Raw genomic sequence first — 20,351 nt, forward strand, 5'->3', positions numbered from 1 at the left:
TTTTGTTGCTGCCGTTTTAAAAATTGACTGGAGAATTTTTATGCCGATTATTACAAAGCCGAATTCTTTTGACGCAGATTATTTTTTTGTTTGCAAAGGTAATGAAATTTTAGTAAAAGACAATTCTTTAATTTCAAAAAAGGAATTTGAATTTTTTGCAAATGAAACTTTTTCAGATGACTGGTACATAGAAAAAAATCTTTCGTGCGCCGCAGCCGTTGCAAAAAAAAATTCTTTAGTTCCTGAAAATTGCAAATTTATTTCCGTGCGGCAATTTTGCTTTGAGCATAAAGAAACCGCATTCCTCGCTTCAAGAGCCTCAAGCATTTTAAAGCAAAGAAGCGCATTCAAATTCTGCCCTTCATGCAAAGGAAAATTAATCGATGACGAAACCGAATCAGCAAGAAAATGCCCGGACTGCAAAACAAAATTTTTTCCGCGGATAGAGCCTGCGACAATAACGCTCGTTTCCAATGGAGATGAAATTCTTCTTGTGAAAAATAAAAATTCCGCATACAAAAATTACGCCTGCGTTTCAGGTTTTGTTGAACAAGGCGAAACTCTTGAGCAATGCGTCGCGCGTGAAATAAAAGAAGAAACAAACATCGAAGTTCAAAACATAAAATACTGCGGAAGCCAAGCCTGGCCGTTTCCAGATCAGCTCATGCTAGCGTTCACGGCGGAATACAAAAGCGGCGAAATAAAAATTCAAGAGTCTGAAATTCTTGAAGCCCGCTGGTTTAAAAGAACTGAACTTCCGCCAGAATCACAATTGCCGCGTCCCGGTTCTGTAGCATGGAATCTGATAAATGGAATTTTTAAAAGCTGAAAAATCAGAGTTTGACCACAGCAAAAAAAATATATAGAATAAAAAATATTTTGAAATTTCTACAGAGGAAAAATATGTCCGAACTTAATTTGATGAAACTGCAAAACGGAAGCGATGTGCGCGGAATTGCAATAGAAGGCGTTGAAGGCGAACACGTAAATCTTACAGACGAAGCCGCAAACTTAATAGGACAAGCGTTTGTTTTGTGGCTTGAAAAAAAATGCGGAAAAAAAGCAGACGAACTTAAAATCGGAATTGGACGCGACGCTCGCATCACGGGAGAAAAACTTGCGCTTGCCGCTGCGGAAGGAATTTCTTCAACTGGTGCAAAAGTTGTAAACTGCGGTCTTGCGACAACGCCGGCAATGTTCATGTCGATTGTTTTTGACAAAACAAAGTTTGACGGTTCACTTATGATTACTGCGAGCCACTTGCCGTTCAACAGAAATGGAATAAAATTTTTTAATTCTGACGGCGGACTTGAGCATGAAGACATTGAGGAAATTTTAAAGACCGCGCAAAATTTAAATCCGAAAAAAAACAATTCTCCATTCGCTGAAAATTTTGACTTGCTTTCAGTTTATGCGGAATATTTAAAGCAGACAATTTGCAAAGAGCTGAATTCAACTGAATCGGAAAAGCCGCTTGCAGGATTAAAAATTGTTGTCGATGCAGGAAACGGAGACGCTGGATTTTTTGTAGAAAAAATTTTAATTCCGCTTGGAGCAAACACAGAAGGAAGCGAATTTCTTGAGCCGGACGGAATGTTTCCAAATCACATTCCAAATCCAGAAAACAAGCAGGCAATGCAGGCAATTCAAAAAGCCACAGTCCAGAACAAAGCAGACCTTGGCTTGGTTTTTGACACAGACGTTGACAGAATGAGCGCGGTTTTTCACACAGGAGAAGAAGCCAACCGTGATTCTATAATCGCGCTTTTTTCAGCTATACTTGCGCCGGATTTTCCGGGCAGCACAATTGTAACCGATTCTGTAACAAGCGACCGCCTGACTTTCTTCCTTGAAAAAAAGCTTGGTCTAAAGCATCTTCGTTATATGCGCGGATATAAAAATGTAATCGACAAATGCCGCGAGCTTAACGAAAAAGGAATTGTTTCGCCGCTTGCAATGGAAACTTCCGGGCATGGAGCATTAAAAGACAACTACTATCTTGATGACGGCGCATTTCTTGCAGTAAAACTAATTGCTTCACTTGCAAAGGCTTCAAAGGAAAACAAAAAAATTGAAAGTTTTATTTCAGAACTTCCACCGGCTGGAATTGAAGCGGAATATAGATTTAAAATCAAGGCAGAAGATTTCAAGCAATACGGAAAAAAAGTCCTTGAAGAGTTCAAATCACGCGCAATAAAAAACAATCTCGATCTTCCTGAAAATTTTGAAGGCGTGAGAATTTCGTTCCATGACAAAAATGCAGAAGGCTGGCTTTTGCTGCGTCTTTCACTTCACGACCCTGTAATGCCGCTCAACATTGAAGGAAAAACTCAAAAAGACAAAGACGAAATTGTAAAAATAGCAAAGGAACTTGTTTCAGGCTTTGAATTGCTAGACACAAGCGTTTTGGACAGCTGAAAAAAAACAATGCGGAATTTGAGTGAAAATCATTTTTCGCATTGACATAATTCAGTTTTTTGTTCATAATTTAGTTCCCTGCGATATTTCGTTGGTGAGGATGGTGAACAAAGACATGGCAACAATCAATGTTGATGAGAATGAGAACCTCGAAAAGGCAATCAAACGCTTCAAGAGAATGGTTGAAAAAGAAGGTATTATCCGTGAATACAAAAAGCGCGAATATTATGAAAAGCCTTCTACAATCCTCAATCGCAAAAACAAATCATTGGCTCGTAAGCTTTTGAAAAAAAACCACAAGCCGCATGATTCTAAATCAGCTTACTAATTGTGATTGGAACCCTGGAAATCTCCGGGGTTTTTACATTTTAAAACAAGCAAATAAAATTTCAGTTTTTCAAAAAGAGGAGCTTATGAAAATTCAAGACAACAATGAAAATTACAGGCAGCTTTGCTTTAAATGTATGCGGCCGGTTTCTTCATGCTACTGCAAATACACAGCTCCAATAAACTGCGGAATTAAATTTGTTTTTTTAATGCATCCAAAAGAAGCGAAAAAACAGCGCACTGGAACAGGACGTTTAGCTTCTCTTTGTCTTCCCGAAAGTGAAATTCTTATGGGAATCGATTTTACAAAAAACAAACGCCTTGAAGAACTTTTAAATGACCCACAGTATTATCCTGTTTTGCTCTACCCTTCACCAGACGCCTGGACTTGCAGCAAAGAAGGATTTAAAGAAACAATACAAGGAAAAAAACTGCTTGCAATAATTGTGGACTCAACTTGGTTCTGCTCAAAGAAAATATTGCGGTTCAGCACAAATATAAATTCTCTTCCGAAATTTTCGTTCACTGGAAATTACAAAAGCATTTTCACTTTTAAACACGAGCCACAGGAATATTGCGTTTCGACAATTGAAACTTGCTACTATCTGATAAAAGAATTGCAGTCAACAGGAATTGTGGACAAAGAAATTTCGCCAGAGCCTCTTATGACAGTTTTTAAGCAGATGATAAAATTTCAGCTTCAAAAAGAAAACGACCGCATAGAAGGCAAACTTCCAAATAGCCATGCAAAAGACTGGAAATACACACGCAAAAAAGAAATTCCAAACTTCTAGCAGCCGATTTTTTTTTATTTTTTCATATACGGAATATCTGAGTTCTTATAGCCCGGAGTTGCAGTTTTTGCGACAATCCAGCAGTCTTTTCCGTTTACTATAGGCTGACCTTTTTTATAAGATGAAATAGCTTCCTTTAAATTTTTGCGCGAAAGACTTCTTGTTGCAGAAACATTGTCGCAGCAAACCGCATTTTCAATAGAAGCACCTCCTTGCCATATTCCGCTTTCTGAAACAATAGAAGCAAAATCAGAAATTCCTTTTTTCCATTCTGTGCAATCTGACTTTGCAAAAACAACAGCATCAAGAATTTCAGAATTATTGGAATTTCTTAAGACAACTATATCGCTAGCCGCAAACGGCTTTTTTGTGCATTCGCTCCACAAGTCTCTGGCAGTATCGCAAGAATCTTCATGCGTAGAAATCTTTAAATTGTCGCCAAGCTCATTGTGCATTCCTTCGCCGTCAAGACCTTCTGCAACAATCGTTCTCATGTGCAAGGTAACATAGTCTCCTTCTTTTACTTCAACTGCAGGAAGAACAAATTTTGTCTTATCGCCATTCGCCGCGCTTACAACTTCAAGCCCAGAAAGATTTCCGTCTTTTAAAACATAAAGTTCCACGAACTCGCTGCGATGAACTTTTTCTCCTTTTGAAGTTTTTGTTCCATAGGCATTTCTAAGTTCCGTGATTATAACTTTTGCAGGATTGCTGTTGAAGCCTTTGAACGGCACGCTGAACGTCAAGGAATTTCCAGCTGAATCAAAAGCCATGCCTTCAACTTTGTAATCAATTCCAATTGCAGTTTCATTTTGAAATTCAAGCAAAACTGAATTTTCTTCATATTTACATTCTACATTTCCCAAGCTTGAAATTTCATCTGACCAAAAAAGCTCCGTGTTTTTCAGCTCAACTTCTCTTGAAAAATCTATGCGCGCAGAATTAGAAGACGTGGCGCAAAAATTTGTTATCTTGGGAACAGAAAAATCCCCAGACAAAAGCTCAAGGCTTTCCACAGAAGAACGACACGACATTGGGCAAACAGAAAAAGTAACAGCAAACAAAAGCCCTGCGGAAACAAAAATCATCTGACCTAATTTTTTTACAAACTGATTTAATTTCATAAACACTCCTGATATTTTTTTTAATGCACAAAGCACTCTTGTATTTTTATTACTTGAAAATAAAAAAAATTGCATTGTGATTCCATTTTTGCATAAAATTCATTAAACTTTTTTTATGGAATACAAATCATTTTTTGAAGAAGACAAAAAAATTTTTCATGCTCAGTCAAATATTTATTTCAGTCAATGCAACGCGAACAAAGACTTGAGCCTGCACGAGCTTTTGAAAATAACTTCTGATATTGCAGTTGAAGATTACAGACAACGCGGAATGTCGCGCGAAATTTTAAAAGACAACGGATTTGGAATTCTTGTTTCAAGATGCTCATATAGAATTCACAAGTGGCCAAAAGAAAATCAGTTTATAGAAGTTGAAACTTGGGAAGAAAAACCGCAGGCACTTCAGTTTATGCGCGGCTATAAAATTCTTGATGAAAATAAAAATGTTTTAGTTTCTGGAAAATCGTCTTGGATTTTAGTCGATATAAATGAACGCCGAATTCTTCCGCTAAAAAAATTCACGTTAAGAACTCCTCCAGAATTTTCCATTGAACTTGACTGCGACAAGCCGGATAAAATTCTTCAGCCTGAAAAAAGCGAACTTTGGGACACACGGACAATAAAATTTTCAGACTTGGATGCAAACGGACACACAAACAATGCAAGATATGCGGCGTTTGTTGAAGATGCGATTCCAGAAGAATTCCGCGGAAGAAAACCAAAGGACTTTAAAATAAATTTCGCAAAGGAAGCGATGCTGAATGACAAAGTGGAAATTTTCGGCTTTAAAGAGGAAAACAAAATAACGTTCCTTGGCAAAACACCAGAATCAGTTTCTTTTGAAGCAATCATTTCGTACTAAAAAAAATCATACAGTATAATCTGAAATATCAATTTCCTTGTCGTAGCGAAGATAATAAAGAAAAGTTTTTATATCTTTTGTATCGACATGGAAAATTTCAGAGGCGGCTTTACGGTAGCAAGAAAGCTGCTCAATATAAAGTTCCGGCTTTGCGGCACGATCAGTTTTGTAGTCAACAATAAAAAGCTTTTGGTCTGAAACTTGAAAAATCAAATCCATTGAACCTGTAAAAATCGTATCGTCCATAAGAAATTTAAATTTGTTTTCAGCTTTGCAAAGCCTGCCGGAATTTTTCGCATCTGAAACTTTTTTTCCAAGTTCACTTTTTCCAAAAGCTTCACACATAGACACAACAGCCTTTAAAAGAATTTCTTTGGCTTTTTGATTTTCAGAAAATTTTTTTACAACAATTCTGTCAACGAAGTTTTCAGCATTCAAAATATTCCCAGTAGAAACAAAACATTCAAGATAAGAATGCGCAAGTTTTCCAAAGTCAGCATAATTGAATTCAGCAGAAGCAGAATCCTCTTCATTGTCTTCCAAAATATCAGAGGCGGACTTTAAAACCAAATCAACAGAAGAATATTCCTCGTTTATTTTAAATTCAGAATTTATTTTTACAGTTGTTTTTGGAAGCAATTTTTCAAGGCCGCTTGGCGTTTGAGTTTTGTCAGAAAATTCCTGAGGAAAATCAATGTCTTTTTCAAATGGAAGTTTGTAATAAAAAGCAGAAAACAGTTTTATTTTTTTCTGTCTATGCTCATCCAAATTTATTTTTTCATCCGCGCGGACTTTTGTAGAAACAGGATTAATTTTTATAAAATCAAACGGCGCGCCATTTTTGTTAAACACAGGCTCATTGCAATAAGATTTAAAAGAAAAATCGTTGTCGGCATAAAGTTCCTTCTGATAATAAAAGCGGCAAAGTTTGTGCATCAAGGAAATCGAACCGTCATACTTTTTTTCAGCATTGTCGGAATCATCAAACTTTTTTAACTCCTTGCTTCTTGAAAGGCTTCCGATCAAATACACATCTTCTTCTGCGCGTGTTATGGCAACGTAAATTTTTCTTTTTTGCTCAGCAAGTTCTCTTAAAGCAGAATCTTCCTTTTGGCGCACAGAAAAATAATTTCCGCCTTCGCCCAAAGCGCATAAGGAAACTCCAGTCGCATTTTTTTCGTCAAATCCGTCTTCATCAAAAAAGAAAGTTCCTGTTGTCTGCGTTTTAGGATTTCCCCAGATTCCAATAACAAAGACATGCTTAAACTGCAAGCCTTTGCTCTGATGAATTGTCATAATTTTTACAGCGTCTGGTTTTTCAAGTGGATAAGAAATTTCTTTTAGCTCAAGCTCAACACTTTCATCATTCATGTAAGATGAAATTTCTTTTTTCTTTGCAATTCCAAGCTGATCAACAAACCAGGAAATGCTTTTGCCTTCGTTTTCAGACTGACGCGCAGTTTCATAAAGCAAGTCAAACTGCTCTGAGTAAAGAGAGAGATTTCTGTTTAGAATTGTTTCAAAGTAATATCCCATTTTGTACCACAAAAGTTCAAGTGATTTTGTAAGGCTTTGAGAAAGAATATCATCCCGCAGTTCTTCATAAAAACTTTTTGCAGCTAAATATTTTTTCATATCGGAATCAGAAAGAGAAAGCTCGTCATTTTCTTCAAACGCGGAAAAAATAATTTCAGAATTTTTTGTTTTTTTAACTGATGCTGACAAAATATTTTGAACACCTTGCATGCTTATTCCGGCAAACGGTGAAGCAAGAAAAGCCGCAAACGCATTTGAATCAGAAGGATAAACACAAAATCTTAAAAAGCTGTAAAAGTCGTTTACAATTCCTTCCGAAAAAACATTTGTCTGACGGTCAACCGTGTAAGGAATATTGAAAAGGGAAAGATACCGTTGCAAATAAAATCTTTCTGAACGAGAATTGTCCAGAATTGCGTAATTGTTAAAGTTAGAATCAGTTTTTGAAAGTTCATAAATTTTTCTAGCTATAAAATACGCTTCTGTTTCTTTTTCGCTAAGACACTTTCCGTAGTTTACAAAATCAGCAAAATTATTTCCGTCTTCATTTTCTCCTGTATTTAAAAGGCACAAATGAACGGGAACATTGCTTGCATCAACAGAAGCTGGAAGTTCGTTTTTTTTGAGAGCATTGTGCTTGTATTCAGCTTCATAACTTTTTACATTTGCAATTCCATTTTCTTCTGAATAAAACAAAGAAGGTATTTCTGTTTCGTTCAACGGCTGATTATCATTGCAGTTTCCAAACATCAGATTAAAAGAATAAAGTAAAGGAACAGAAGAGCGGTAATTGTTTGTCATATTCAAGTTAACATTTTCTTCAGAACCAGAATTGTCTTTTAAAGATTTTTTCAGCTCATTGAACACGCTTACATCAGCTCCGCGGAATTTATAAATTGATTGTTTTTCATCTCCAACGAAAAAAAGTTTTTCTGCGGAAATATTATTTTCAAACTCAGCAAAAAATTCCGCTTCAGTCTTATTTTCAATTAAAAGTTCTTTTCCGTCATTTTCAGAAATAAGAAACAAAAGCTCCTTGTTTTTTTTGTTATTATCCTGAAACTCATCTATCATTATTTTCTTTATAAGATTTTTCTGCTGTTTTCTGATGTCCGGCTGCTCAATAAGAATCCTCAAAGCCAAATCGCCAACATCCTTAAAAGAAAGATTTCCAGAAATGCGCTTGGTGTTATTTACCTCTTCAAGAAATTCATCAAGAAGTTCGAACATTCTTTTTTGCGCGGAAAAGTTTTTTATAAAATTCACAACAGAAACAACAATAGGAATTGCTTCTCTTATTCTTTTTATAGTTTCCTTGATTTCTTTTATCGGCTCTTTGCTTCCGCCTTTGTTCATGCTTATTGAACAAAGGGAATTTACACTTAAACAAAAATCTTGCGCAACGGCAGAAAAAGAATTTACATTTTCTTCGTTTAAAGAATCAAGTGAAAAATTATTTTTGTTTTCTGTAAAATCATTTTTTTCAATTAATCCTTTCAATTCACTTACAAAAGCATTCTTTTCATCAGCTTCGTTTAAAAGTAATTTTATATTTTCAAACTGTGATTTTATAGAAGTTTCATTTTCAGCAAAAAAAGAATTCCATGCATCAATTATTTGCGCCTTTTGTATTTGAAAATTATCCGAGAAAAAATTTTTACGAGTAGCAACAGAAGTACATTCTAGCACTGGAGCAGCAAAATAACTCGCCGCAAAGTCTTCAATTTTTCCCGGCATAGAATAAACATTAAAGCATTCTTCTGTTCTATGCTTTAAAACAAACGGAAGAGCCGCATCTTCAACTGCACGGTCGCAAGATGAAGAGCCAGTTGTAAAGTCCGGACGAATTCCATAGCGGCTAGCGGCAATTCTTACAAGAGAACCGCTGTAAGCATCAAGTGTTTGAATCTTTGCATCTGCAAATTCATCCAATGCTCTTTTTGCAAGTTTTACCTGATTTGGATATTTTTCCTTGTCAAGAAATTTTACAAACGCGTTAAGCTTTTTATATATTCGATCATAGATTTCAGAAGCAGCTTCTTTTGTAAAAGTAAGAGCGAGAATATTTTTTACATGTATATTTTCATCAGTCATAAGTAAAAAAGCATAACGCAAAGCAAGAACATCAGTTTTACCAGAACCTGCGCCTGCGGAAACAACTGCGTTATCTTTTTTTGTTATTGCCTTAATCTGAAAAATATCAGGTAATTTTGAGTTAGCAGGATTTTCAGTTAAAGGTTCGTTTAAAAAATTATAATTAACATTCATAAAATTTCCTTTTTTGCAATATTAAATGATGTTCTGCAAATTGAATTAAGTCCGCACTTCATGCAGTCTTTGTAAACATTTACGCCATGCTCTTTGTCCACTTGAAAATTCTTAGGCTCAAAATCAAGTTCAGTAGATTTTTCATAAAAGTACTCTGCAAAAATTTCAAACTCGGACAAAGTTTTTTCGAAGCCTTCTCTATCTGTGTTATGGCTTCTTGCATTCGGCGTTTTTGAAATAATTTGCACAACATCAAAGTTGTCTGCAGAATCTTTTTTTATTTTATAGAACATAGCAGAGCAAACTTTCATTTCGTCGCTTTCCAAAAGTTTCACATACGAAGCCATTTGAAAATCGCCCAAAACCGGAATTGAATCCGCATTAAAAATGCAGTCTTTTATAGAAGGCGCAGAACCAGTTTTATAATCAATAATAAAAAGTTCATCAGGCTCATCAGGATTTAAAAGCACGCAGTCAATCTTTCCAAAGAAGTCAAACTGATCTGAACTGCAAGGAACTTCTTTTTCAAGCTCAACGCCTTCAATAAAATATCCGCCGAAACTTTTATTTCCTTTTTTACTGGAATAATCCGGCAATGCGCAAAATTGTTTAAAAAACAAAAATACATTTTTACAGATAAGTTCTTTCTGGCTTTCAATAATTTTTAGAGCAAGCGGACTCCTTGAAAAACCTGCATGAAGCTTAGCTTCATCAAAAGCAGAAAAAATCAACTGTTCTATCTGCCCGGAAGTTTCTTCATTGAAGACAGGAATTTTTCCTTTGTAAATTCCATTTTTATCCTGAAAATTTTTGCATACAAGTTCAATTATTTTATGAATAAGAACGCCGGCTTCGTAATTTTTTATAAGGTCTACATCTAAAGAATCTTCTCTTAAACTTAAAACTTTTGTAAAAATAAATTTTCTTGGGCAAGGGAAAAAACTTTTTAATTCAGTCTGAGAAATTTTTACTCGTTCAGGATTTGAATTTTTTCCTTTATCTTTTAGCTCAGCATTGATTTTATTTTTTAGTGAATCAGATATGCAAGAAGAATCACCTGATGCAAAAATATTTTTCCAGTTATAAAAAGATTTCTGCTGCATTTCTGAAAAAACACGTTCCGAAACAACTCCATCTTTAAAGTCATTTTTTTCATTGTTAATAAAATCAAATTGTTCAAGAACTTTTTCACCTTCCTGCTCACAAGATTCAAGCGCAGTATGCATGATTGCAGAACCAGAAAATGATTTTTTTGACGCAGAAAAAAACACCTGCTTGTTTTTTAAATTTCTTTGCTGAGCACAATAGAGTTTTATAAAATCAACAGAAGCATCTTTTTCATTTAATTCAAGCAATGCACGTTTTTCAACATCATTTATAAATCCAAGTTTTCTAAAAGGAACTGAAATATCTCTTTGAGTCGCATTTATTACAAATTGATATTCAAAATCCGCGCAAACAGAAAGTCTATAAGGAAAAATATTAACTCCATATTTTTTTTCATTAGGCGTATATGTTTTCTGATTAATTTCATTTATAAAAAAATCAAATGTAGAATTTAATTTGTAATTTATTTTTGAAAGATAATCATGTTCAATAGACACAAGGTTATTTAAATCAGTAATTATTCGTCCTAAAATTTTATCTGTTGTTGCATAACGCTCTTCGCTAAATTTTTTTTCATCAATAAATTTGCTTTTAAAATTGTCCCATGCAAATTTCAATTTTTGAAAACTAGTTGCATTTTCAAATTGCAAAACAGCATCTTTGATTTTTAGATAAAATTCTTTTTCCACGCTTTCATCACCAAGCGAAGAAAGCCATATATCATTTATGGATTCATCTTCTTCATAGCAGCACACACATCTTTTTTCATTTCCTGCTCTTACAAGACGTTCATTTAAATCAAAATTTTTCCACGGAATATATCCATCAAGCAAAAACGAACGCACACTGTCATAAGAAAAGTTGGAAGAAGCGCAGTCTTTTATTTTCTGAAAAATATCTCCTCCGCAATTTTTTGTATACGGAACTCCGGCGCGCACAGTGAACGGAACAGAATAAATTGAAAGTTCTCTTTCCAAATAAGGCCTGATATTTTCTAAGTCAGGAACATTGACAGCCACAGTACGCAAGTCAATTTTTTCAAGATACAACTGTCTAAGCTTAAGAGCAAGCATTCTAATTTCTTTCCGCGCATCATTATAAAAAACACACTTGCCACTCTGCGCATTCTTGGGAATACGAACCAACGTTACATTTTTTTCTGTGCAAAGAATATTTTGGAATTCCGCAAAGTCTTCAAGAATTTCTGGATAAAAAATAAAAATTTGCTTTTCATTCTTCTTGAAATTTGAATCCAGATAAGAAGGCTCGTAAAAATTGTTTTGCTTCAAAAATTCTTTGTAAAGCTCAAAAAGTTTTTTATAGTCATTATCTTCATCATCAGGAATTTTTCCTGTGGCGCAATATTTTTTAAACTGCTCATTCCAAAGTTTTAATGACGGAAGAATCTTTGCAATCCAGTCTGTAAAGCTAAAAACATTGTCCTTGAACTCTGGCGCAGAAGAAACAATCCTTTTAAAGAAATGTCGCTCATTATTTTCTGAAAGAATTTTCTGAACAAAAACTTTCCGCACAGCAGGAGGAATACAAATAAGATTTTCATCGGCAGCTTTTAAATAATCAGACTTGAATTTATCCCACGCCGTAAACTGGTCAAGGTTAAAAGCCCGCACACCAGATTCATCCGGATTTTTTACAGCCCAGTTTATCCAGCTTGTCTGAACAACATCAGTTGGAAAAACAAAAAGTGAATCAATATTCTTTATATTTGCCGCAATAATTTCTGAAATCTTCTCTTCGCTGAAATTCATAGACTAATAATATAGCACATAATTTCTTATTTTTAGACAAAAACTAAATTTTTGATAGAATTTTTTTTCGATAAAGTGATTTTTTACTAAAAAAATAAATGCATTATAAAATAAAGCAGGCTGCCTAAAAACTTGTTCTCATAGACAGTCTGCTGCTTAGTTTTAAATAACCGCTATTTCTTGCCAGCTATTCCAAATTCCTGCCATCCCGTCTGTGGAATAGTCAGCTTTACACGTTTTCTTGCATCCCTGATATGCAAATCCAGTCTTCTAGTTTCTTCAGCAATGTCCAAAGTACAAGTTTTTAGATCAGACTTTAGTTTTTCCTGCTTGCTGTCAAGATTTTGAAGATTTGCAACAATGCTATCAAGTTCCAAAGCCTTCTCTTCTCCTAAGCTTACACTTGCAAGCTCCTCTTTGTGAGCCTTAATGCCAGCCGACATCAGCCGTGCGTCGCTCATTTTCTGCGCAAACGTATTGCCCATTGTTCTTCTCCTTTAAAAAATTAAAACAAAGACCTCTCTTTAGAATTAATTTTTTAAGCCGCTTCGAAAAATATTTTGCGAAGCATAAGTTGATAAATAGTTTGCAACGCAAACTTTAAAGGATTAAAATCAACAGAAGTTCTGCCAATTTCCATTTACTCTCCTTTCTTAGATTTCAACCTAGAAACCGATAATAAAAAGGTAAAAAAACTTTTAGGAATTTTCAAGGAAAAATCAAAATTTATTTAAAAAAGCAATTAAAAATTACAAAATAAAAAAATCTGCATTAAAAGAGGCAATTGCAGAACAAACTGAAGAAGAATTATCCGAATTTTCAGAAGAATTAACTATTTTTAAAGCCAAAACACTTTGACTTTTATTAAAAACACTTGTTTCCAGCTCAAATTCATCTGTCTTTTAAAGAAAAATACTTGTTTTTAGTGTAAAACTAGATGGTTTTTCTCTAAAGACACATGAATTTTCACAAAAAACATCTGTTTTTAGAGAAAAAACACATATATTTAGTCATAAACTAGATGTTTTTTATGCAGATACAAGTGTTTTTTCTAATAAATTACAAAAGCTGGAAAACAAACAATGTCATTTTCCAGCTTAAGAAAATTATTCAGCAATAAATTTTTTGCATTCTTTTATACTTTGAACAAATCAACTTCGTTTCCAAGTTTCTTTATAGACTGCGCCATAAGATTAGAAATTCCAGACAACGCATTTCCGGTTTCATTTATTTTTCTTGCACCGGCAGACATTTCGCTCATTCCTTGCTTCATGCTCAAAGTTGAATCTTGCAAAGTTTTTATTTCATTTAGAATTGCCTTTCCGCCTTCCGACATCTGCTTGGAAGACTCTCTTACTTGCACAGTGCTGTCGTTCATTTGTGTAAGCGCAAGAGAAATCTGACGCGAACCTTCGCCTTGTTCCTGCATAGCATTTTTTATCTGAGACACAAGATTGTTTGTTTCTACCATTTCATTTGAAACAGCGGAAAAAGTTTCGGATGCAATCTTTGAGGCGGAAACAATCTCTTCAATTCCATCAGTTATTTTCTGCAGCTGGTCTCCAATTGTTTTTGACTGTTCAGATGAAGTTTCAGAAAGCTTGCGGATTTCATCTGCAACAACACTGAATCCTTTTCCGGCTTCACCCGCGTGAGCGGCTTCGATTGCAGCGTTCATGGCAAGAAGATTTGTCTGTTCCGCAATGCTTGAAATAACGGCATTCGCTTCCTGCAAAGACTGAGACTCGCTTGCAATTACAAGAATTCTTGAATTCACATCATCCTGCTTTTGCACACCCTCAGAAGATTTTTTTTCAAGACTTTCAAATGAATCAGCCATCTTTCCAACAGAAGAATTTACAGAATTTATATTGCCAATCATCTGCTCAACAGCCGCAGATGCTTCTGTAACACAGGCAGACTGGCTTTCAATCATATTGTTCAGATTGTCAATTCCAATGGAAATTTTATCAAGAACATTTGTTGTCTGATCTACACTTTCGGAATTGCTGTTTATGCCGTTTACAACATTTTTGATATTTGAAATTATCTGGCTTATAGAAGTTGCTGTATCCTGAGTTCCTGCATCCAAGTCTGAATCAACTTTTAGAAGCTCATCTTTCAGTTGCTTAATAACAATAATTATGCTTTGCAGTTTTTCCATAAAAGTATTGAAGCTTGTTATAATTCCGCCTATTTCATCATTGCTTACTTTCTTAAGTTCAATACGCTTGGTCAAATCTGCATTTCCTGAAGCAATTTTATTTATAGACTGCTCAAGAACAATAAGAGGCTGCGTTTTGCGGATTAAATTGACAATCACGCCGGAAATTACAGCAATTCCAATGATAAAGTTTGAAATAACTATAATAGAAACAATTTTTCTAAAAATGCTAAGAACTTCCGCCTCGGAAATAACAATGCAGTTGCGCCAGTCAGTTCCTTCAACTATGGAATAGAAAAGATAATATTTTCCGTTGGCAGTATTTATAATGCCGTCGCCGTTTACACTTGAATTTGAAAGAATTTTCTTTGCATCTTCTGTCTCAAAAAGCTTATCAACCTCATTAGAATTTCCAGAAGAAGCTATCATAAGTCCAGTTCCAGAAATAAGGGCAGAAACCCCAGTATTACCAAGTTCTGTATTTTCTACAAAGCGGCTCAACCGTTCCGAAGTTGTTACTCCAGAGAAAAATCCGATTGTTTTTCCGTTTACTTTAAGCGCGCGGTTAATGTGAATAACTAGTTTTCCAGAAACTTTAGAAGGACTAGGATTGTCTACAAATGAATCCGCTCCATTTTGCATTATCGCTTTAAAATAATCACGGTCTGTTACAACAGTGTGAGTTCCCATATCAGATTTAAAGTTTCCATCTTGATCAACAAAAGCTACATAATCAAACCAAGATCTTCTTAAATATGAATGGTTTTGCAGCCAAGAAACTATTTCAGCCGGATTCTCAGTTTTGCAAACATCGGCATTGACATACACATCCATTCCAATCTTAGATTTTTCAAGAACTGAAGATATTTCAGAAGAATAAGACCTTGCAAGCTCTAAATACTTAGAATAGGCATCTTCCAGCAAATCTTTTCTTGTTAAATTTACAATAACAACAAGCTGAATGGCAACTAAAAACGTTATAATAAGAGATGTCTGAATTCCAATCGAGACTGAAAGTTTTCCTTTTTTCATATTTTCACCTATAAAATATTCCAATATGTTATATTATTATAAATCTTTATTGGTAAAAAATCAAAGAATTCAATACCTTGAAAGATTATTGTTTCTGTTTGAATTTGTCTTTTTATCTAAAATTTAGTATTATCTTTTACACAAAGGAAGTTTCTAAAAACTTCAGTTTTTAGAAACAACTCTGAAAATGCGATGTTTTAATTTGTGCTATTATAACAAATTAAAACTCGCAGGCATCTCTAAAAATGAACTGTAATGAACTATAAAGTGAGTTTTAGAGATGCCCAAAACATATTTATAGAGGCATTTATGAAGAAATTAACACCTATAACACTCCTCTGCGGTTACCTTGGAGCAGGAAAAACAACTCTTCTAAACAAAGTTCTTTCGAATCAGGAAGGATATAAAGTCGCAGTTATTGTAAATGACATTGGCGAAGTAAATTTTGACGAGAAACTTATTGCCGACGGAGCAAAAATAACAGACACATCAAGCATTGTTCCTTTGACAAACGGATGTATCTGCTGCACACTCAAAACTCAGCTTGCCCAGAACATCGAAAACCTCATAAAGAGCGGCAAATTCGACTATATTATGATTGAAGCAAGCGGCGTATGCGAGCCAATGCCTATTGTTCAGGAACTTGAAACAATAAAGAACGGCAAAGTTGACAATGTTGTAGGCGTTGTTGACGCGGCGCGTCTTGTTGACGAGTTTGCAGGCGGAGACAAGCTCTTGAAAAAGGATTCCATAGAGGAAGAAGACGTAGAAAGCCTTCTTGTTCAGCAGATTGAATTCTGTTCAACTCTCGTAATCAACAAAAAAGACTTGGTTTCTGATGAAGAATTCAAAAAAGTACGCAAAGTTATTGAAGTTCTTCACCCGGGTGTAAAGATAATTGAAACAAGCCACGGCGATGTAGATGTAAAAGAAATCATGGGAACAAATTCATTTGAATTTGATAGCGTTTATGCAAGCGCAGGCTGGTGCAAGCATCTTGAAGAAGACGAAGTTGAAGATGAACATCACGAAGAGCACCATCACCATGAAGAAGAACACGATGAGCATGAGGAACATCATCACCACGAACATGATGAGCATGACCATGAAGGACACGAGCATCACCATCATCATGAGCATCGCCACGAAGGAGAAAGCGAAGACGAATATGGAATAGGAACTTTCATCTATTATAGAAGAAAACCGTTTGACCGCCAGCTTTTGGACGAATACGCAAACACTTGGCCTCGCAATATAATCCGCTGCAAAGGTCTTATGTGGTTTGCAGATGAGCCAGAGATGGCTTGGGTGTTTGAAACTTCCGGTAGACAGATTCAAGCTGGATATTCCGGACAGTGGGTTGCGGCCTGTTCACCTGCCGAGCAGAAAAAAATCCTTGAAGAAAATCCAAAGATAAAGGATGAATGGGACAAAGATGTAGGCGACAGAATGATTAAGCTCTGTATAATCGGTCAGAATCTGGACAAGGAAAAAATTTCCGCAGAACTTGACAAATGCCTTGCAAAATAAAAACACATTCAGCAGTTTATTGCATTTAGGCTGCTGAAACTACATGGAATATATTTATGAAAGAAGATTTTGCAGCTAAATATCACAAAATTCTATGCAAAAAAACGCCGGATTTTCTAAGTAAATATATTTCATTGCCTATTTTAAAGCGTCTTGAAGGTGTGGGACTTTTATGCGGAACTGACTGGACACCTCTTTTTCACAACAAATTCTTTTATTCACGGCTTGATCATTCAATAGGAACTGCTCTGATTGTTTGGAACTTTACAAAAGATAAAAAGCAAACTATATCTGCCCTTCTTCATGATGTTTCAACACCTGCATTCAGCCACGTTTCTGATTTTAAGAACGGAGATGCTCTTACACAAAGCAGCACAGAAAATTTAAATGCGCAATTAATAGAAAATGATTCAAAGCTTCTTGAATTTTTAAAGCAAGACGGAATAAATGTTGCAGAAGTAAACGACTATCACATCTATCCTGTTGCCGACAACGAAATTCCGGGCTTAAGCGCAGACCGTTTGGAATATATGTATCCGAGCGGAGCGGCATTGGATTCAATCTGGACTTTAACTGAAATAGAAAACAGCTACAATCACATAAATGTCTTGGAAAATGAAAAAGGAATTCCAGAGCTGGGCTTTTCAGAAGAAAATGAATGTCTGATTTACACAAAAAAGTTCATTCAGACAAGCATGATTCTTCAGCGGAATGAAGACAAAATCGCAATGCAACTTATGGCGGACATTTTAACACTTGCAGAAGAAAGCAAAATAATAAAACCAAACGAACTTTTTACACTTTCTGAAAAAAAACTTATAGAAATATTTACAAAATCAGCAGAAGAAAATCCTTCTTGGAAATTTTCAAAATATTTCAGGACATTCCGCGGAATGAAAAAGATTTTCCGCTCAGAAAACGAAATGCAAGGCTTTTACTGTGTCGATTTGCAAGTAAAAAGACGCTATATAAATCCGCTCGTCAAAACAAAAAACGGCGTAAAAAGAATTTCAGAAATAAACAAAGAAGCAAAAGAAATAATAGAACAGTTTTTGCACTTCAATGACGCAAAATTTGGCTGCGCGGAGTTTCTATGATTCAATGGAAACCACGGAAAATAATTTTTATAGGCAACCAGACGCCTCTTTTAAAGATTCTTGCAAAAGAAAATGAAACGGAAGTAATTTCATCTGTCAGTTTTCTTTCCACTGTTGCCACAAGGTTTGTTCCGGATTTGATTGTTTTTGATAGCATACAGGACGCGGACATTCTTGAAGTGCGAAAAACTGAAAAACTAATATTTGTTCCAGTTCTAATTACAGCAGAAAATTTTAAAGAACTTAACAATCTAAATTCAATTTCTGATTTTTCAAATGTAATTATCTGCAACCAGTCTGTTTCTCAATGCAGCCAGTTTGTTGAGCGGCTGAAAAATCTTATGTCAAAGAAACAGCCAGTTCTGCCGTCAAGAACAGGTTCTATTGTAAAGTACGCGATTCTTTATATGAACAAAAATCTTTCTAAAAAAATCAGTAGAAACACACTTGCAGACCAAGTTGGAGTTGACCCGGATTATCTTACACGCATTTTTCACAAGGAAATGGGAATTGGAATTTCCGCATATCTTAGTCTTTTCAGATTAGAAGAAGGACATAAGCTTCTTTCACTTACAGGAATGAAAATTCAGGATATTGCAAAGGAATGCGGATTTTCGAACCCGGCGTATTTTATAAATTCTTACCGCGCAAGATTTGGAATTTCTCCCGGAACAGTAAGAAAAGAAGGACTTTCATCTGCAACTGCTTTTTAACAATCTCATTTTACTTTAAAAAATTTTCAGATTATTGAATTCAAAAGTTTTATAGCCTATAATGCACGCATGATTCAGCTAATTGCATTTTTAGGAAACTACGGAAGAGAATATTCAGGCACAAGGCATAATGTTCCCTGGATTTTTGAAGACCATCTTCCGTTTGCATCAAAAATTTCTTGGCAGACAAAGCATAAGTCAGAGTTTTCTTGTGTTGACTATGCGGACTTTTTAAATTGGCTAAAGGATTTTTCACTTATAAAACCAAGACAAGACGGAACTTTGCCAGTTGCTTCAAATGCTCCAGACAAAATTTACTTTATGAAGCCTTTAACTTATATGAATTTAAGCGGAGAGGCAGTTGGAGAAGCTGCCCGTTTCTTTAAAATAAAGCCTGAAAACATTCTCATTCTGCATGATGAAATTGAACTTCCGCTTGGAACACTCAGTTTAAAGTGGTCTGGAGGACTTGGAGGACACAACGGACTTCGCTCAATAAAGGAACATCTTGGAACTGCGGATTTTTGGAGGCTAAGATTCGGAGTTGGAAAGCCAGTCCACGGAAGCGTCGCTGATTTTGTGCTAGGCTCATTTTCAGAAGATGAAAAAATAGTGCTTTCACAAGTTTTTTCACAGGCAAATATTCTTTTTTCAAAAATTTTGACTTCATCACAGCCAGAAAAACTTATTCCTGAATGGGGAAAGAAAAAAGTTATTCCAGAAACAAAATAAAAGAAAAGTTATTTTATGGAAAAATCAGAACTTACAAAGAAAATAGAAAATCTTTCAGTGCCAGCGGTTTCATTCAACAGGCTTTTTGAACTTGCAAATATTCTGCGCAAAGAATGCCCTTGGGATAAAATTCAAACTCCACAGACATTAAGAAGCACATTAATAGAAGAAACATTTGAAACCGTTGATGCTATAACAGAAAAAAGCCCAAGCCACGTGCGCGAAGAGCTCGGCGATGTGTTTTTCAATCTTATTTTCATTGCAAAATGCTTTGAAGAAGAAAACGAATTTACAATTGATCAGGTTTTAAATGAAGTCTGCGAAAAACTTATCCGAAGGCATCCGCATATTTTTGAAAATACAAGCGAATCCAAAACTTCAGCAAAAATTCAAAGCGCATCAGATGTAAAAGCGCAGTGGGACAAAATAAAAGACAATGTGGAAGGCAGAAAACAGGAAAGCGCAATTGATTCTGTTCCAAAAGGATTTCCGCCGCTTTTAAAAGCATTTAAAATTTTAAAGAAAGCTGCAAAAGAAGGCTTTGACTGGCGTGAAACCGAACAGGCTTATGACAAAGTAAAGGAAGAATTAACTGAAGTAAAGGAATCCTTGTCTGAAAACACAGAAGAAGAAGTTGGCGACTTGCTTTTGTCATGTGTAAATTTAAGCCGAAAACTTAACGTAGATCCGTCAGTTGCGCTTGAAAAAGCCATAAACAAGTTCAGCGCAAGATTCAAGTTTGTTGAAAAAAACATGAAGCAGGAAAATCTTGAAATGAAAGCCGAAAATGACAATAAAATGATGGAATTTTGGAAATCGGCAAAGATTATTGAAAATACAGCAGATTTATAGTATATTTTTAGCATGACTGTTCCTTA

At 35.3% G+C, this 20,351-nt stretch carries 15 protein-coding genes; 10 read left to right on the plus strand and 5 right to left on the minus strand.

Features of this window, described 5'->3' with window-relative positions; genetic code table 11:
• Nucleotides 1-40 precede the first annotated feature (40 nt).
• The 4 genes from nudC to Q0H92_RS07405 all read left to right on the plus strand — a co-directional run bounded on the left by nudC (nt 41) and on the right by Q0H92_RS07405 (nt 3,539).
• Entirely contained in the window at nt 41-829 is a 789-nt protein-coding gene (gene nudC, locus Q0H92_RS07390) for an NAD(+) diphosphatase (protein ID WP_296013476.1), read from the plus strand.
• Nucleotides 830-903: 74 nt separating this feature from the next.
• Nucleotides 904-2,418 carry a phosphomannomutase/phosphoglucomutase gene (locus tag Q0H92_RS07395; protein WP_296013481.1) on the plus strand — a complete coding sequence of 505 codons (1,515 nt, stop codon included), beginning with the start codon at nt 904-906 and terminating at the stop codon, nt 2,416-2,418.
• A 115-nt stretch (nt 2,419-2,533) separates the two neighbouring features.
• Nucleotides 2,534-2,746, plus strand: coding sequence for a 30S ribosomal protein S21 (gene rpsU, locus Q0H92_RS07400; protein ID WP_013700886.1), 213 nt, complete (start codon nt 2,534-2,536; stop codon nt 2,744-2,746).
• An 85-nt stretch (nt 2,747-2,831) separates the two neighbouring features.
• Nucleotides 2,832-3,539 (plus strand): tRNA-uridine aminocarboxypropyltransferase, encoded by a 708-nt coding sequence (locus Q0H92_RS07405; RefSeq protein ID WP_296013487.1) that lies wholly within the window; start codon nt 2,832-2,834, stop codon nt 3,537-3,539.
• Nucleotides 3,540-3,553: 14 nt separating this feature from the next.
• On the opposite strand, the gene Q0H92_RS07410 is transcribed toward Q0H92_RS07405, so the two are convergent.
• Nucleotides 3,554-4,663 carry a hypothetical protein gene (locus Q0H92_RS07410; protein ID WP_296013492.1) on the minus strand — a complete coding sequence of 370 codons (1,110 nt, stop codon included), beginning with the start codon at nt 4,661-4,663 and terminating at the stop codon, nt 3,554-3,556.
• Nucleotides 4,664-4,778: 115 nt separating this feature from the next.
• Here Q0H92_RS07410 and Q0H92_RS07415 point away from each other — a divergent pair, with 115 nt between their 5' ends.
• Nucleotides 4,779-5,525, plus strand: coding sequence for an acyl-ACP thioesterase domain-containing protein (locus Q0H92_RS07415; protein ID WP_296013496.1), 747 nt, complete (start codon nt 4,779-4,781; stop codon nt 5,523-5,525).
• 6 nt (nt 5,526-5,531) lie between these two features.
• On the opposite strand, the gene Q0H92_RS07420 is transcribed toward Q0H92_RS07415, so the two are convergent.
• The 4 genes from Q0H92_RS07420 to Q0H92_RS07435 all read right to left on the minus strand — a co-directional run bounded on the left by Q0H92_RS07420 (nt 5,532) and on the right by Q0H92_RS07435 (nt 15,401).
• Nucleotides 5,532-9,329 carry a UvrD-helicase domain-containing protein gene (locus Q0H92_RS07420; protein ID WP_296013499.1) on the minus strand — a complete coding sequence of 1,266 codons (3,798 nt, stop codon included), beginning with the start codon at nt 9,327-9,329 and terminating at the stop codon, nt 5,532-5,534.
• Nucleotides 9,326-12,205: a PD-(D/E)XK nuclease family protein gene (locus Q0H92_RS07425; protein WP_295798434.1), complete on the minus strand. Its 2,880-nt coding sequence runs from the start codon at nt 12,203-12,205 to the stop codon at nt 9,326-9,328. The genes Q0H92_RS07420 and Q0H92_RS07425 overlap by 4 nt, the downstream gene beginning before the upstream one ends.
• A gap of 173 nt (nt 12,206-12,378) precedes the next feature.
• Nucleotides 12,379-12,690, minus strand: coding sequence for a hypothetical protein (locus Q0H92_RS07430; RefSeq protein WP_295798431.1), 312 nt, complete (start codon nt 12,688-12,690; stop codon nt 12,379-12,381).
• 650 nt (nt 12,691-13,340) lie between these two features.
• Nucleotides 13,341-15,401: a methyl-accepting chemotaxis protein gene (locus tag Q0H92_RS07435; RefSeq protein WP_295798428.1), complete on the minus strand. Its 2,061-nt coding sequence runs from the start codon at nt 15,399-15,401 to the stop codon at nt 13,341-13,343.
• A 309-nt stretch (nt 15,402-15,710) separates the two neighbouring features.
• Here Q0H92_RS07435 and Q0H92_RS07440 point away from each other — a divergent pair, with 309 nt between their 5' ends.
• The 5 genes from Q0H92_RS07440 (at nt 15,711) to mazG (ending at nt 20,325) form a co-directional block, all read left to right on the plus strand.
• On the plus strand, nt 15,711-16,931 hold the full coding sequence (locus Q0H92_RS07440; protein ID WP_295799917.1) for a GTP-binding protein: 1,221 nt from the start codon (nt 15,711-15,713) through the stop codon (nt 16,929-16,931).
• A gap of 56 nt (nt 16,932-16,987) precedes the next feature.
• Complete coding sequence (locus Q0H92_RS07445) at nt 16,988-18,028, plus strand: hypothetical protein (protein WP_295799913.1); 1,041 nt, start codon at nt 16,988-16,990, stop codon at nt 18,026-18,028.
• Nucleotides 18,025-18,741, plus strand: coding sequence for an AraC family transcriptional regulator (locus Q0H92_RS07450; RefSeq protein WP_295799911.1), 717 nt, complete (start codon nt 18,025-18,027; stop codon nt 18,739-18,741). The genes Q0H92_RS07445 and Q0H92_RS07450 overlap by 4 nt, the downstream gene beginning before the upstream one ends.
• Before the next feature lie 69 nt (nt 18,742-18,810).
• Complete coding sequence (gene pth / locus Q0H92_RS07455) at nt 18,811-19,473, plus strand: aminoacyl-tRNA hydrolase (RefSeq protein WP_295799908.1); 663 nt, start codon at nt 18,811-18,813, stop codon at nt 19,471-19,473.
• 15 nt (nt 19,474-19,488) lie between these two features.
• Nucleotides 19,489-20,325: a nucleoside triphosphate pyrophosphohydrolase gene (gene mazG / locus Q0H92_RS07460; RefSeq protein WP_295799905.1), complete on the plus strand. Its 837-nt coding sequence runs from the start codon at nt 19,489-19,491 to the stop codon at nt 20,323-20,325.
• The last annotated feature ends 26 nt before the right edge of the window (nt 20,326-20,351 follow it).

Origin of the sequence: uncultured Treponema sp., assembly GCF_934725225.1 — a bacterium.
Lineage (GTDB): Bacteria > Spirochaetota > Spirochaetia > Treponematales > Treponemataceae > Treponema_D.